Source organism: Massilia sp. CCM 8734, assembly GCF_011682155.1.
Classification (GTDB): Bacteria; Pseudomonadota; Gammaproteobacteria; order Burkholderiales; family Burkholderiaceae_D; genus Telluria_A; species Telluria_A rubra.
The window spans coordinates 321,563-336,776 of record NZ_WHJI01000002.1 but is presented as its reverse complement, the minus strand read 5'-3'; the positions used below and the strand labels follow the sequence as shown (position 1 = coordinate 336,776).

14 protein-coding genes are annotated in these 15,214 nt (G+C 66.0%); all 14 read right to left on the bottom strand.

The genetic code is table 11. The features are described from left to right. Positions 1-176: 176 nt before the first annotated feature. The 14 genes from F2P46_RS03695 to mshL all read right to left on the bottom strand — a co-directional run bounded on the left by F2P46_RS03695 (position 177) and on the right by mshL (position 15,197). Positions 177-1,436, bottom strand: a complete 1,260-nt coding sequence (locus F2P46_RS03695) for an acyl-CoA dehydrogenase family protein (protein ID WP_166885303.1) — start codon at positions 1,434-1,436, stop codon at positions 177-179. Then, on the bottom strand, positions 1,436-2,518 hold the full coding sequence (locus tag F2P46_RS03690) for a phosphotransferase (protein WP_166885301.1): 1,083 nt from the start codon (positions 2,516-2,518) through the stop codon (positions 1,436-1,438). The genes F2P46_RS03695 and F2P46_RS03690 overlap by 1 nt, the downstream gene beginning before the upstream one ends. A gap of 386 nt (positions 2,519-2,904) precedes the next feature. Then, positions 2,905-3,606, bottom strand: coding sequence for a histidine phosphatase family protein (locus F2P46_RS03685; RefSeq protein ID WP_166885299.1), 702 nt, complete (start codon positions 3,604-3,606; stop codon positions 2,905-2,907). A 17-nt stretch (positions 3,607-3,623) separates the two neighbouring features. Then, complete coding sequence (locus tag F2P46_RS03680; protein WP_166885298.1) at positions 3,624-4,175, bottom strand: prepilin-type N-terminal cleavage/methylation domain-containing protein; 552 nt, start codon at positions 4,173-4,175, stop codon at positions 3,624-3,626. Between the two features lie 58 nt (positions 4,176-4,233). Then, a complete protein-coding gene (locus F2P46_RS03675) occupies positions 4,234-4,929 on the bottom strand; it encodes a hypothetical protein (RefSeq protein WP_166885297.1) in 696 nt (231 codons plus the stop codon). Further along, positions 4,929-5,666, bottom strand: coding sequence for an ABC transporter permease (locus F2P46_RS03670; protein ID WP_166885296.1), 738 nt, complete (start codon positions 5,664-5,666; stop codon positions 4,929-4,931). Before F2P46_RS03670 ends, F2P46_RS03675 begins: the two co-directional genes overlap by 1 nt. A gap of 3 nt (positions 5,667-5,669) precedes the next feature. Then, on the bottom strand, positions 5,670-6,377 hold the full coding sequence (locus tag F2P46_RS03665) for a prepilin-type N-terminal cleavage/methylation domain-containing protein (RefSeq protein WP_166885295.1): 708 nt from the start codon (positions 6,375-6,377) through the stop codon (positions 5,670-5,672). After that, positions 6,374-6,763 carry a hypothetical protein gene (locus F2P46_RS03660; RefSeq protein WP_166885294.1) on the bottom strand — a complete coding sequence of 130 codons (390 nt, stop codon included), beginning with the start codon at positions 6,761-6,763 and terminating at the stop codon, positions 6,374-6,376. Before F2P46_RS03660 ends, F2P46_RS03665 begins: the two co-directional genes overlap by 4 nt. Beyond that, positions 6,760-7,401, bottom strand: coding sequence for a hypothetical protein (locus F2P46_RS03655; protein ID WP_166885291.1), 642 nt, complete (start codon positions 7,399-7,401; stop codon positions 6,760-6,762). The genes F2P46_RS03660 and F2P46_RS03655 overlap by 4 nt, the downstream gene beginning before the upstream one ends. Continuing rightward, positions 7,401-8,957: a hypothetical protein gene (locus tag F2P46_RS03650; protein ID WP_166885289.1), complete on the bottom strand. Its 1,557-nt coding sequence runs from the start codon at positions 8,955-8,957 to the stop codon at positions 7,401-7,403. Before F2P46_RS03650 ends, F2P46_RS03655 begins: the two co-directional genes overlap by 1 nt. Before the next feature lie 32 nt (positions 8,958-8,989). Further along, the gene (locus F2P46_RS03645; protein ID WP_166885287.1) at positions 8,990-10,195 is read right to left on the bottom strand and encodes a type II secretion system F family protein; all 1,206 of its coding nucleotides are present in this window, start codon (positions 10,193-10,195) and stop codon (positions 8,990-8,992) included. After that, a complete protein-coding gene (locus F2P46_RS03640) occupies positions 10,195-11,898 on the bottom strand; it encodes an ATPase, T2SS/T4P/T4SS family (RefSeq protein ID WP_166885285.1) in 1,704 nt (567 codons plus the stop codon). Before F2P46_RS03640 ends, F2P46_RS03645 begins: the two co-directional genes overlap by 1 nt. A 4-nt stretch (positions 11,899-11,902) precedes the next feature. After that, complete coding sequence (locus F2P46_RS03635; protein ID WP_166885284.1) at positions 11,903-13,321, bottom strand: tetratricopeptide repeat protein; 1,419 nt, start codon at positions 13,319-13,321, stop codon at positions 11,903-11,905. Position 13,322: 1 nt separating this feature from the next. After that, positions 13,323-15,197: a pilus (MSHA type) biogenesis protein MshL gene (mshL, locus tag F2P46_RS03630; protein ID WP_166885282.1), complete on the bottom strand. Its 1,875-nt coding sequence runs from the start codon at positions 15,195-15,197 to the stop codon at positions 13,323-13,325. Positions 15,198-15,214 lie beyond the last annotated feature (17 nt).

Genomic DNA, 15,214 nt, shown 5'->3' with positions numbered 1-15,214 from the left:
TTACGCTTGCTCGTCGTTGGATCGAGGAGCATCAAAAGCGAATGACTCTTCATGAGCTTGCTCAGGCCCTCACCCAGCTACGAAATATGATCAAGACATATGACGTTTGAGGGGAAGGGTCAGGGTCAGACCCCGGTTGAGAGGCGGTCAAGACAGGTTGCTGGCGGTGCGGCGGCTCAGGAGCGGGTGATCGGCAGCGCCAGGTCTTCGCCCAGTTTGACATGCTTGGCCAGTTCGATCTTGGCGATGGCGTTGCGGTGCACTTCGTCCGGCCCGTCGGCCAGGCGCAGGGTGCGGTTGCCGGCCCATTGGTAGGCCAGCGGGAACTCGTCCGACACGCCCGCCGCGCCGTGCGCCTGGATCGCCCAGTCCAGCACCTGCTGGGCCACGTTCGGCGCCAGCACCTTGATCATGGCGATTTCCGCCTGGGCGTGCTTGTTGCCCACGGTATCCATCAACGCCGCAGTCTTGAGCGTCAGCAGGCGCGCCGTGTCGATCTGGATGCGCGACTCGGCAATGCGCTCGCGCCACACCCCCTGGTCGGATATCTTTTTACCGAAAGCAACGCGGCTGTTCAGGCGCAGGCACATCAGCTCCAGCGCGCGCTCGGCCACGCCGATGGCGCGCATGCAATGGTGGATACGGCCCGGTCCCAGGCGGCCCTGGGCGATTTCGAAGCCGCGCCCCTCGCCCAGCAGCAGGGAGGACGCCGGCACGCGCACGTTTTCGAACAGGATTTCGCAGTGGCCGTGCGGGGCGTCGTCGTAGCCGAATACCGGCAGCGGGCGGACGATGGTGATGCCGGGCGTGTCGGCGGGGACGAGGATCATCGATTGCTGGGCATGGCGCGCCGCTTCCGGGTCGGTCTTGCCCATGACGATGAAAATCTTGCAGCGCGGATCGCCCGCGCCCGAAATCCACCACTTGCGCCCGTTGATCACGTAATCGCCGCCATCTCGTTCAATGCGGGTCTCGATATTGGTCGCGTCCGACGAGGCCACGGCCGGTTCGGTCATGGCGAAGGCCGAGCGGATCTCGCCGCGCAGCAAGGGTTCGAGCCAGGTTTGCTTGTGTTCTTCGCTGCCGTAGCGTTCGATCGTTTCCATATTTCCCGTGTCGGGCGCGGCGCAGTTGAACACTTCCGGCGCCCAGCCGACCCGGCCCATGATCTCGCACAGCGGCGCGTAGTCGAGGTTCGATAATCCTTCCGGCGCGCGCACCGATTTCGGCAGGAACAGATTCCACAGGCCCTGTTCGCGCGCCAGCGGCTTGAGCCGCTCGATCAACGCGGTCGGAATCCAGCGGTTGCCCTTCTGGGTGCCGTTATTGTCGACTTCCTGCCTGAAGGCATTCTCGTTCGGATAAACGTGCTGGTCCATGAAGGCGAGCAGGCGCGCCTGCAACTCTTTGCAGCGGTCGGAGTAATCGAAGTTCATTAGTTTTCCTTGGAAAGAGAAATGGCGCGCTGCGCATACTGCCAACCGAGTTCGGCCATGGGCCGGGCGGCCTTGCCATTCTCGAGGGCCTGGGCGCTCGATGCGGTGCCGTCGACGTAGCGTTTCATGATGCCCTGCATGATGCCGGCCAGGCGGAACATATTGTAGGCCAGGTAAAAATTGAAATCCTCGATGCGGATGGTCTTGCCGGTGCGCGCCGCGTACGCCGCAATATAGGCTTCCTGGGTGGGAATGCCGAGTGCGTCCAGGTCGAGTCCGGCGATGCCGCGGAACTGGCCGGGTGCAATGTGCCAGCTCATGCAATGGTAGGAAAAATCCGCCGCCGGATGGCCCAGGGTCGACAGTTCCCAGTCGAGCACGGCGAGGATGCGCGGCTCGGTCGGGTGGAAGATCATATTGTCGAGGCGGAAGTCGCCATGCACGATGGCGGTATCGTCGCCTGGCGGAATGTGGTGCGGCAGCCAGGCGATCAACTGGTCCATGGCCTCGATGGGCTCGGTGACCGAGGCCTGGTACTGGCGCGTCCAGCGTTCGATCTGGCGCGCGAAATAGTTGCCGGGTTTGCCGTAGTCGGCCAAGCCGATGGCGGCGTAGTCGACCGTGTGCAGGGTGGCGATGACACGGTTCAATTCGTCGTAGATGGCGCCGCGTTCGGATGGCGTCATGCCGGGCAGAGACTGGTCCCACAGCACGCGGCCGTCGACGAATTCCATGACATAGAAGGCGCGCCCGATGACCGACTCGTCGGTGCACAGCGCATACTGGCGGGCGGCGGGAAAGCCGGCTTTTTGCAAGGCATCCATGACGCGAAATTCGCGCTCGATGGCGTGAGCGGACGGCAACAACTTGGCGGCCGGGCCGGGCTTGGTGCGTAACACATAATGCTGGTCGCCGGCGCTGATCTTGAAGGTCGGATTGGACTGGCCGCCCTTGAACTGCACGACCTCCAGCGGGCCGCCAGGATAGCCCTGCACATGGGCGCGCAGATAAGCGTCGAGGGCATCGACGTCGAATTTCTGGCGCTCCGAGACCGGCTTGGTCCCCATCATTTCCTCGAACATCTTGTCTCCTGCTGGTTATGTGAGATCTATTCTAGCGCATGAATAGAACGATCGTACTAATTTCTGCTTTCCCTACAACCGGGGTCAGAGCTTTAACTAGCAATAGTTGCACAGGTAGCGAAAAAACGTGGAAAATCGACGAAACATTGCGAATCAGAGGTCAGACCCCGGTTTTGCTGTGAGGACATTTGTTTGGCCAATGATGTACGTCTTTTCAGAGGGAAGGCGACGCACGCAAGGACGCTCTGAAGCGCACTCCTACTACAATCCTTCGCCAATTTCCCTCGATATCTTCCACAACGCCTACAACCGGGGTCTGACCTCAATTGAGAAATGTTTCAAGTTAAAGCTCTGACCCCGGTTGAGGGGTGGTGGTGGTCTCACGATCAGCGAGAAAGGCGGTATTGCTCGTACAGTTGTTCCATCGTGGTGCTGCGGGTGCTCGTTTGTAGCGGGGCCGGCGGGGAGAAGTTGACGAAGCGTACCACCCAGTCGCCCTCGGCTTCACCGACGTCGAGCGCGTTGATGCAGCCGGCCGTTTGCGATAGCCCGCCCAGGAACATGCGCTGCCCCGTCAGCGCCAGCGATAAAATCGCACAGTTCACGCCCCCGTGCAGCACCAGCAGCACCGTGTCCCAGTCGTCTTGCCCACGCAAACGCGTTACCGCCGGGTGGATCCGGTCCATCAGTTGTCCAACCGATTCGCCTCCCAAAAAGCGCTTGTCTTCTCCGACCATGCCTTCGAACGCCCCCGTAAAAGCCTCCTTGAGATCGGCATCGGCAATGGTCGAGAGCCGCCCGCCGCGAATTTCTTCGAACTCCGGCCAGATTTCGATGTCTATCCCTTGTCCTGTCGCAGCCAGCACGCGCGTGGCCGTTTCGACCGTGCGCGGCAGGCCGGAGACGATCACCCGGTCGAAGTGGATGCCTTCGGCGGCAAAGGCGTGCCCGGCGGCACTGGCTTGGGCGCAGCCTTGCTCGTTGAGCGCTACGGTTTCAGGAAGGACGGGCTTGCCGCTGGCGTCAAAATAGGTAACGCTGCCGTGGCGCATCAAGAACACGCGCCGGCGCTGGGAGGTAGGAAGCATGGGTCCTTGCGGTAGGGTCAGAAAAACAAGGCGGTGCGGGTGACGATGCTGCCGGTGTTGGTGTACGGGGCGGTCGCGCGCACGGCGCCGGTGGTGGCGTTGCCATCGTCGAGCTTGCTGTCGAGCTGCTGGGCGAAGGAGTCGGGCAGGTTGTCGAAGCGCAAACCATTGCCGCTGCGCCCGCCCACGGCGTCGTTGTAGATGTATACCGCGCCGCCCTGGGCGCTGGTCATGAAGTCGGTGGTGCCGTTGTAGGCGCCGGTAATGAAGCCGGACAAGGCCAGGTGCTGCGGCGCCGACAAGTATTCGGTGATCTGGCCGTCGCCGTTGCCGTTCGCTGTCGCGCCCGCCACATGGGTGGTGGCCAGCACATCGTCACCCGGCAGCGCGCGGAATTTATCCTGGTAGGCGTTCACCGCCGCCGACAGCGAGTTCGATTGCTGGATGATGTTCTTGACCTTGGCGCTGTCGATCAGCCCCTGGCCCTTGAGCACGCCGCCAAGCAGCAAGCCGATGATCACCAGCACGATGGCGATTTCGACGAGGGTAAAGCCTTGTTGTCGTTGCATGGAATTCTCTCTGTGGTGACGGCGGCGGCGTGTTATTCCTGCACATTATTCTAGCCTATCAAGGATGGGCCTGGCGTTGGCGCGCCGAAATGTCGTGCAGGCGCCGTTCCAGCAACGCCAGTTCGCGCGGATCGCTGACCTGGCCGGTAGACAGCATGGCGCCGATCAGCGCTTTGGCGCTGTCGTCCTCGCCCATGTCGTCGAGGATGAACAGTTCCATCTGGCGCGCCCACGCGGGCAGCACGCCAGGCGTGGTGCGCGTGCGGATGGCGTGCGCATAGTGGCGCGCCAGCGCCGCATCGTGCAGCCGGTGGCGCGCCACCAGCGCCGCATGCGCCAGCCATGGCCAGCGCCGGTCGGGATCTTCGCCAAATCGCCGGTAGACAAAATCGAGCATGATGCGCATGCGCGCCGGGTCGGTGCTGGCGGCGTACACCTGGCTGGCGGCCAGCAAGGGCGCCTGCCCGCGCGGATCGAGGTCGACGATGCGCTCGAACCAGCTGCGCAAGGCTGCGTAATCGATGCTGTTGAGCGGTGTATCGGCCGCGTCCTGGCCTTGCGCGTGCAGCGTCATGGCCTTGGCCAGCGCCACCGGTTCGCCCAGGCCGGCCAGGCGCAGCACGTCCAGCGGTGGCGCCTGGGCCAGGGTCGCCAAGGCGCGCTGCCGGGGCGCGCGCGTGGCCTGGTAGCTCACCTGGAGCGCCAGCGCGCCAAGCAGCAGCAGCGTGACGGGCAACGGCACGCGCGAGGCCATCACAGGTCCTTGCGGTAAAAGTCGAACAGGGCGGCGGCGCCCAGCAAGGTCACATAGATGGCCGTTTGCGCCAGCAGCGGCGCCACCTGGGCGCCGCCGTACACCAGCCATTCGCCGCGCGTGAACTGGTCGAGATGCGGCAGCATGGCCGACAGCGCGTCGATGGCGATGCGCGGTAGCGCCGCCGCATCCTGCGCCATCGCCTGCAGGGCGCCGATGGCGCGCGCCAGCACATAGAAGGCCAGCGTGGCCGCCAGCGCCGCAAGCACCTGCCCGAACGTGAGTACGCACAGCAGCGCAAATGCGGCGACGATGCACAGCTCGCACCACAGCGACAGCGCCCACGCGGCGCACCAGGGGGCCGGCGCCAGCGTCAATGCCATGGCGCCGAACAGCAGCGCGGGCAGCAGCGCCACCAGCGCGAAGCCCGCCAGTTTGCCCAGCACATACGCCGCGCGCGGCAGCGCCAGCGCAAGCAGCAGTTCCTGGCCTTTGTCGCCCGTTTCGCGCACCACGCTGGTGGCGACAAAGCCCGCGACCAGCAGTACGCAGCACACGCGCAGCAGCGCCGCCAGCAGGGCCGCTTGCAGCGCGCCGCTTTCGGTGAGCGCCAGCTGGCCCAGAAAACCGCCCAGCGCCACCGCGCCGATGGCAAGCAGGCCCAGTACCCAGGCCAGGCGGTTGCGCAGCGCTTCGAGCAGGGTGTAAGTGGCAATGGTGAAAATGTGGCCCGACATGGACTAGCGCGGCAGCGTGCCGGCGGCAACCATGCGGTTGAACAGCACATTCGGCGACAACCAGATCACCAGGTCGTCGTACTCGCCGCCCGGCGCGGTGGGACGCTCGCTCGGGGTGCGTGCCACGAAAGCGATCCCGGTGCTGTTGGCGTTGGTGCGCTCGTCGACGTTGGTGGTGCTGTTATCGAGACTGCGGATGCCGGTGTCGCCAAAGCCGCCGGCGCCGTTCTTCCCGTGCGAGACAATTACCGCCGGAATGTCGTTGATGGCGGTCGCCGCCACCAGGTTGCCGCGCGCATCGCGCGTGCCGATGGTGATGTCGCGCGGGCTTTGCAGCGTGAACATGGCGCCGCTGTTGCTGTAGGCTGGCGCCACGCTGTAGTGGAATGCGCGCCCCCAGCTATCGAGCTTGGGCAGGCCGAGCGTGGCCCACGGCAGCACGCCCTGGCGCTTGCCGTCGCGGCAGGTGGCGCCGCTGCGGTCTTCCAGGCCGTTGACCGGCGAGATGGCGGGGCAGGGCAGGTAGCCATTGCGCAGCGCGAAACCCATCAGCGCTTCGCGCGCTTCGTCCATGGTTTTTTGGGTGTCGCTGATTTTGCGCTGCTCCATCTGCACCGCCAGTGGCGTGAGCAAGCCGCCGATCATCAGGCCGGCGATGACCAGCACCACCGCCATTTCGACCAGGCTGAATCCTTCCTGCGCGCGCTTCATGGCTGGTGCTCGCTGACAGTGCCGGCGTTGGCGTCGACGCTCTGCCCGGGCTTGACGCTCACCTTCCGGCCCGAGGGCAGCGTCACCGTCACGCGCGGCGCCTGCGCCGGCCCGCTCAAGCGGTTGCGCGCGCCATCCTGCGCCTCGTTGTTGACCCACACGGTGGACTTGCCGCCGCTGCACCGCACGAAGCCGTTGACGGTCATCGGCTGCGGCGCGGGCGGCGCAGCGGCCACCGGTGGCGGTGGCGGGGGCGCCACCAGGCCGCGCGCGATGTCGAGCTGCTGGCGTTCGGCCGGCGTGGTGAACAGGCGCCCGATCTGGGGCTGGGCCCGGGCAGTCATGGCTGCGCCGAGCAGGATGCAGGCGCTGATCATCAATTTCATGGCGTTCCTTTGGCAAGCGTCAGGAACACCAGCGTGCAGTTGGCGTTCAAGCGCGCCACGCCGACCGATTCGGCCGGTGCGTCGGTGCGTTTCATTTTGCAGTCCTGGACCGTGAAGCGCCCGGCGCCGCGCAGATCGTCGATGAAGTGGAACAGGTCGAGTTCGTGCACCAGCCCCAGCTCGACGCGCATGCGGCTGCCGCGCAGTTGGTAGTCGCCCAGCGCCATCGGGCTTGCCAGCACCAGCGCCTGCTGCGGTTCGATCTCGTAACTGGCCGATATCAGCTTACGGTTGCCCTGGATCGCCTTGATCGCTTCGATCCACGCCAGCCGGTTTTCGTCGCCGATCAATCCCCCGGCCTGCAGTTCCACGAAGCGCGGCTGGTAGATGGCGATGTCCTGTTTTTCCGATTCGACGTTCTGGAAGCGGCTGGAAGCGGCGGCGCGCACCCGGGCCGCTTGCGCCAGTTCGCCCGCCTGTTGCGCAGCGTGCCACGACGCGGCGCCCACCAGCAGTGCGGCGCCGAGCAGCACCCCGGCGCACAGCCTGGCCGGCGCGGCGATCAAGTCCAGTTCATCGCGCCAGCTCGGCGTGCTGGTGTCGGCCTGCTTGCCGCGCGCGGGTGTCGGCTTGGCCATCATGGTTTCCAGGTCACGTTGATGGCAAAGCGGGGCTTGACGGAAGCGGCATCGCCGCTGTCGGTCTTGCCGCTTAACTTGACGCTCTGGCGCACGTCGACCGGCGCTTCGACGATGTGCACGGCCACGCCGGGGTTGGCCGCCATGTCGCGCGCGAACTGGTTCACGCTGTCGACGATGGCGCGGTAGTCCGATGGTCCGAATTCGACTTCGCCGTCGATGCGCAGCACCTGCGGCGGCGCCGCCGGCAGCCCGACCACGCTGGCGGCGATCGGTTCGGCGCCGCCGTCGCTCTGTTTCAGCGCACCGGCGTCGAGCCCCGGCTGCGCAATTGGCGCTTGCGTCGGTTGCGGCGCCGGCTGCACTTGCCAGTCCAGCGCCAGCAGGCGGATCGCCGGTGCGCGTTCGAGCGAGCGGCTCACCAGCGTCACCAGCGGCGCGGGAGCGGGCGCTGTGGCGGCGAGCAGGCCGTCGAGCTGCACCGCGGCCTTCATGTTGGCGCTGCGCGCGGCCGTCGGCGGCAGGCTCGCCATGATGGCGCGGTAGCGCGCGTCCAGTTGCGCCGCCTCGGCCAGCAGGCGCGTTCCTTCCTGGTCGTCGCGCACGCCGCCCCACACGCTGGCCAGCAGCCATAGTGCGCCCACCAACGCGATCGCGGCGCTGGCGCAGTTAAGCGCCAGGCGCGCGCGCCAGAGCTGGTAAAAGCGTCCGGCGGCGCCAGGCGGGTACTGGCCCGGCGGCGCGTCGCGCCCCAAAAGGCCCAGTAACAGCTGTTCGGCCGTGTCCATGTCCCCGGCCAGCTTGAGGCGCGCGCAGGCGCTGTCGATGTCGACGAAGTGAAAGGCCAGTTCCTGGTCGTCCTCGCAGCGCTGTTCCAGCGCTTCCACCCGCGCCAGGGGCGCGAGCACCACCACGTGCAGCATCTGGCCTCGTCCCAGCAGGCGGGTGCTGGTCAGGAACTGCTGCATCTTGGCCGTCTCCGAGGCAGTCGCTTCGACCACGTTGTCGTGCGCGGCGAGCACCGTCAGGCGCGAAAATTTGAGGTGAGGACCCTGGAAATAGCTCTGGCGCAGGCCGCCGCCTTGTTCGGCGATCAGCAGCAGGTGTTCCTGGGCGATGCCCATCCGTCGCACCAGCTGCGCCGACAGGTGCGCCGCCGAATACAGCCCCGCCAGCGGGACTTTGTTCTGCTCCATCAGCGCCACCCACGGCTGCACCATGGCGGCGTTGGTCAGGGCCGAGAACAGGGTATGGTCGTCGCGCCGGCCTTCGCTGTCGCGGTCCTGGATCTCGGCGTGGCGGAACGGGGTGTCGCGGTAGGCGTGCGAGAGGCGCCGTTCGACCAGGCTGCGCCCGGCCCGGCCACCCACGTGCGGCAGCAGGCAGCGCGCGAAGTCTTCTTCGACCAGGTCGGCGACCAGGTAGGCGCGCGCCTGTTGCGCGCCATCGAGATGACGCGCGAAGGCGTCCATGCCATCCCGGTCGGCGCCAAAGCAGGGGCCGGGCGTGAGCGTGCCGGCGCGCCAGTCGAAGGCGCACAGCCGGTCGTTCGTCACGTAGAATAATTGTTTAGGCAGCACACCCGTCCTTAGGTTTTCAACTGGCTCATGGTGTCGTAGATCGGTCCCAGCACGGACAGCATGATCCATCCGAGCAGCAGGCCAAGCGTGACCGTCATGGCCGGTTCGATCAGCGACTGCACGCGCTCGATCATTTCCTTCACTTCGCGATTATAGAAGTAGCTGACGTTGCGCAGCGCGCTCTCGAGCGAGCCGGTGGACTCGCCCACCCGCAGCATGCGCAGCACCAGCGGCGGAAAGATGCCGCTGTTCTGGAACGCCAGGGTCACGCTCTGGCCATCCGAGATCAAATGCGCCGCGCGTTGCAGGCCGGCCGCCACCACGCGGTTGGCGACAATGCCTTCGGACAGGCGGATGCATTCGAGGATGGTGATGCCGGAGCCGTACATCAGCCCGAAAAAGGTGGCGAAGCGCGCCAGGATGATCTTGTGCAGCACGGGGCCGATCAGCGGCAGGCGCAGTTTGAGCCCGTCGGCCAGCATGCGCGCGCTGTCGCTGCGGCGCAGCCACGCGCGCCCCCCGAACCAGGCCAGCAGCGGCAGGGCGAGCAAGATGGTCCAGTAGTGGATGAACACATTCGATACCGCGATCAGCGCCCTGGTATGGAACGGCAGCTCGCCACCCATGTTCTTGATGAAGGAGGTCAGTTGCGGCACCAGCACGATCATCAGGAAGAAGGTCACGGCCAGCACCACCACCGCGACCACGATCGGGTAGGTGATGATTTTCTTGGTCTGGGCGGCCAGTTCATCCTGCCATTTCAGGCTTTCCGACAGGTTGCGGAATACCTCGGCCAGCTTGCCGCTCGATTCGCCCGCCGTAATCAGGCTGGTGAAGGTGTTGTCGAACACTTCGTCGTGGTGGCGCAGCGCTTCGGACAGGGTCAAGCCGCCTTCGATCGACTCGATCAGGTCGGTGACGATCTCGCGAAAGCGCGGGTGGTCGAGCGAGTCGCGCAGGTCGCCCAGGCCGTCGAGGATCGGCACGCCGGCGGCGGTCAACTGCTCCATGTGGAAGCAGAAGTTGATCAGGTCCGTGCGCCGCACCACGCGCTTGCCGAAAGCGACCGCCCTCTGGCCCGCCACGCGAAAGTCGATCAGGTCCAGATCCATGCGGCGCAGGCGCAGTTCCAGGTCGGCGCTGTTGGTCGCGTCCATGGCGCCGGGCACCATCTGGCCGGCCAGGTCCATTGCGCGGTAGGCGTACAGCGGCATCAGGCCAGCCTGTCGGTCAGGTCGACCACGCGCGCCACTTCGTCGAGCGAGGTGGCGCCCTCCAGCACGCGGCGCACGCCGTCGTCCACCAGCGAGCGGAAGCCGGCGGCGCGCGCCGTCTCTTTCAGTTCGCGCAGCGAGGCGCGGCGGGCGATGGCTTCGTCGATGTCGGCGTTCACCTTGAGCAGTTCCATGATCGCCATGCGGCCCTTGTAGCCCTGGTGGCCGCAGGCTTCGCAGCCGGCCGCCTGGCAGATGGTGGCCGGCGGGTCTTCCTGGCCCAGGCCAAGCAGGCGCCGCTCGGTCGCGTCCGCGATCGCCCCGGTCTTGCATGACTGGCACAGGCGCCGCACCAGGCGCTGGGCGATGATGCCGATGATGTTCCCGGCCATGATGTCGGGCAGGATGCCGATGTCGAGCAGGCGCGAGACCGAGCCGATGGCCGAATTGGTGTGCAGCGTGGTGTACACCTGGTGCCCGGTCATGGCGGCCGAAAACGCCATCTCGGCGGTCTCCTTGTCGCGCACTTCGCCGACCAGGATGATGTCCGGGTCCTGCCGCATCATCGAGCGGATGCCTTCGGCGAAGCCCATCTTGGCCGATTCGTTGATCGAGGTCTGGCGGATCATGTTCATCGGGTACTCGACCGGGTCTTCCAAGGTCATGATGTTCACGCTCTCGGTGTTGATGTGGTTCAGGATCGAGTACAGGGTGGTGGTCTTGCCGCTGCCGGTCGGCCCGGTCACCAGGATCACGCCGTGCGGGCGCGCGATCATCAGTTTCAATAAGTGCAGTTCGTCTTCGCCCAGTCCCAGGCCGTCCAGCGGCACCAGGCCTTTCTGGCGATCGAGCACGCGCAGGACAAAATTTTCGCCGTGGGTGGTCGGTTGCGCGGAGGCGCGAAAGTCGATCTGGCGGCCCGAAAACTTGATCGAGATGCGCCCGTCCTGCGGCGCGCGCGATTCGGCGATGTTCATGTTGCTCATCACCTTCAGGCGCACCGCCATCGCCGGCCAGTACGACTTGTGCAGGCTGCGGATCTGGCGCAGGATGCCGTCGATGCGGTAGCGGATGCGCAGGAAACTCTGCTCCGGCTCGAAGTGGATGTCGGAGGCGCCGTTCTGCACCGCGTCGGCCAGCAGCGCGTCCATCAGGCGCACCATCGGCTGGCTGTATTCGTCGGTGGTGGCGGCCATGGCGGCGTAATTGACTTCGCCGGTTTCAATCTCCAGCAAGATGCCGTCGATCGACAGTTCGAAGCCGTAGTACTGGTCGATGGCGCGCGTGATGTCCGATTCGTTGACCAGCATGGCCTCGATCGTGATGCCCTTGACCAGCATGGCGCTGATCTGGTCGAGCGCGACGATGTTGCTGGTGTCGGCCATTGCCAGGATCAGGTTGTCGGTATCGCGCTCGTACACGATCGGGAAGACGCGGTAGCGCTTGGCCACGTCTTTCGGGATCAGTTTCAAGGCGATGGCGTCGACCACCAGGCTGGTGAGGTCGGCGCTTTGCTGGTTCAGGTTTTCGGACAGCGCTTCGCGCACCGTCGCTTCGGTGACGAAACCGAGCGTGATGAGCAGTTTGCCGAGCGGCTCGCTTGAGCGTTTTTGCTCGATGAGGGCGATCCGCAGCTGGTCTTCGCTGATGACCCCTTTCTGGATCAGCAGTTTACCGAGGGGGAATTTTGCGTGTTCCGTCATGCGCTTATGGTCCGCCCACTTGCGCGCCCAGTTCGCGCGCGCGCGTGGCCGCCGCGTCGCGCTCGAAATTGACGGCGCCGCGCGGCGCCAGCTCCAGCGCGCGCTGGTAGTACGTCAATGCCAGCTTGCCCTGGTTCAGGCGGTCCAGCCCAATGGCCAGGTTGAAGGCGTAGTCGGCGTTGTTCGGGTTGGCTGAATAGGCGCGGAAGTAGTGCTGCTGGGCTTCCGGCCAGCGGCCCTGGCGCGCGTACAGGTTACCGAGCGCGAACAGCAAGGGGCCGGATTCGGGATTGCGCTCGACCATGCGGCGCAGGCGCCCTTCGGACTGGCCGGGGTCGCCCTGGCGCACGCTGGACAGGCCGGCCAGCGCGTCGTTGTCGTTCGGATCGAGCTCGAGCAGGCGCGCGTAGATGCCGGCGGCTTGCTCGGCCTGGTTGTCGCGCGCGGCGAGCGCGGCCATGCCGAGCAGGGCGTCGCGGTTGTTCGGGTCTTGCCGCAGCACGGACTGGTAGCTCTGGCGCGCGGCCGGCAGGTCGCCGTTGTTGTAGGCCGTAAAGCCGTTCTGGAGCGAGGGGTTCACTTGCTCCGGCTTGGCAACCCGGGCCACGCGGATGCCGCTCGTATCGGCCGCCGCAACGGTGCGGGCACTGGCGCTGTTAGGTACTGGCGCGGGCGCGGCGGCTTGCGGCGGCGCCTGCTGTTGCAGTTGTGCCAGGCGCATCGCTTCATCCGGCGGCATCTGCTCGCGCGAGGAGGGCGCCGGCGTTGGCGGCGCATACGCCTGGACCGGCTGGGACGCTGGCGCTTCCACGCCGGCTTGGACGGCAAGCACGGGCACGCCGGCCACGGCGGCGTCGGGAGCGCTTGCCAGCGGCTGGTTCTGGCCCGGCATCGGCACCATCGGCAAGCCGCGGCTGGAACCGGGGCCGTACACGGCGTGCCAGTAGATATAGCCGAACACGGCGGCAATCAGCACGGCGATGCTGCCAAGCACCGCAATGCGGATGGTGCGCGCGTCCATGCGCGCCGCCATGGCGCGCTTCTGGGCCTTGACCCGGGGCGGCGCTGGCGGCGGGGCGTTGCGCGAGCGGCGCGGCGGTTCGGCCTGGGGATCGGGCGTGGCCATGCGCGGCGCCTCGGGGGCGAAGTCGATGGCCGGCCCGGTGCGCGCGGTAACCGGCGCGGCAGCCGACGCGGCAGCCGACGCGCTAGCCGACGCGCTAGCCGGCGCGCTAGCCGAAGCTTCGGCCGGCCCGGCGTCCAGCGGCGACAGGGTCAGCGGCTCGGCGGCCCTGGCGTCCTCCTGCGGCGTGAGCGCCAGCACTTCGTCGTAGGCTTCGGACGGCTTGGCCAGTTCCTCGTCGGGAACATGGTTTTGCTTGGCGCGCTCGGCTTTCTTGAGCGCCTGCATCAACAGGCTCATGTCAGTTCACCTTTACGCGCACGGGTTCGGAGTACGGCTCAGAGGCGGCGCCGGTGGTGTCCGGCAGCAGGTAACGGTAATCCTTGTAGTCGCCATTCACGCTGGCGTTCTTGACCACCACGGGACGGATGAAGATCACCAGTTCGGTCTTGCTGACTTTTTCGTTACGGTACGAGAACAGCTTGCCGAAGATCGGCACTTGGCCCGCGCCCGGCACGGCGTCCTTGGCGTTGTCGACCGAGTCCTGCATCAGCCCGCCCAGCACGGAAATATCGCCGCTGTAGACCTTGAGGATGGATTCAATTTCGCGCGCCTGGATCACCGGCACCCGGCTGGTCACTTTTTCGGCGGCCAGGGCCGGATTCGGGTCTTGCACGTAGTCGACGATGCGGGTGATGGTCGGGCGCACGTTGAGCGTGACTTCGTCGTTGTCGGCAATCTGCGGCGTGACGCTCATGACAAAGCCGACCGGCACCGTCTCGAGCCGCGATTCGTAGGTGGCCGGGGTGGTCACGTTGCCGTTCACGCCAATCACGGCGGGCGTGACCTTGATGGTGAAGAAGACGTTGTTGTCGACCACCTTCAGCATCGCGGTCTGGTTGTTCAGCACGCTGATCTTGGGGCTGGACAACACCTTGACCTTGCCGAACGATTCGAGCAACTGGATCGCGGCGGTGATGTTGCCCAGCGCCGAGGTCGGATTGACGTAATTGAGGGCGAAGATGCCGGGCGTGGCGCCCACCACCACGTTCGACGACAGCGGCGCGGTGCCGACCTGCCTTTGCGCGAGAGACAGGCCGCCCGAGACGCCGTCGCGCACGCGGCTCCAGTTGATGCCTTGCTGATACTGGTCGGACAGGCGCACTTCGATGATGGTCGCTTCGATCAGCACCTGGCGCTTGGCGCTGCCGAGCACGATGTCGAGGAATTGCTGGATTTTTTCGTGCTGGCGGCCGCTGGCGCGCACGGCCAGTAAACCCGCTTCGGCGTTGACGATCACCGACGGCGCGTTGCGCTGGCGCTCGCTTGATGAGGCGTTGAAGGCGGCCAGCACATTGTCGGGCACGGGCACGGGCACGGGCTGGGTCGCCTGCGCTTGTTGATTGGGCGCGACCGGGGCCGCGCCTGGCGCCGCCTGCACCGCTGGCGGCGGCGCCGACGAGATCGTGCTCGGTGCGTCGCCCAGCGTCGTTTCGCGCAGCATGTCGCGGATATTCTTTTCCAGGCTGCCCCAGAAGTTGTTTTCCGAGCGGTTGGTGACCGAGGTGGTCGAATTGTTGTTGCCCGACCCGGTATTGCCCGCCGCCGCGCCGCCGCTGGTGCTGCCGTTGGCGTTGGTCAGGGTCGGGGAACTCGAACCGCCGCCGGCGGTCGAAATCTGGGTGGCGATGTTGACGCTGCTGTTGGTGCTGCGCGCCATGTTCACATAATCGACCTTGTAATTACGCCACACCGGCGTGTCCGGCAGCACGCTCAGGGTGGCGCCGTCGATCTCGTAGCGCATGTCGATCTGGCGCGCGATGCGGGTAAGCAATTGCGGCAGGGTCTGGTCGAGCGCGTTCAGGGTGACCGTGCCTTCAATGCCGGGGTGGATGTCCACGTTCAGGCGGGCGTCGCGCGCCAGCGCGAACAGCAGCGACTGCACCGGCACCTTGTGCACCGTCACGCTGTAGGTGTCGACCTTGGGCGTGGCTTTGGGCGGCGGCAGCGGCGCGCTGTGCAGCACCGGATCGGGAATGCGGCCGGCGGCGCGCGGCGTTTCCGTCACATGCGAGGGCGAAGCGGTCATGGTGGGCGTGGCGCACGCGCTCAAGACGACGCAGACAATGGCGCTGCCGACAGTGCTCAGCGGAAAAACAGGTTTTTTCAGGGTCATTGGTGCGCTCTTGAGTG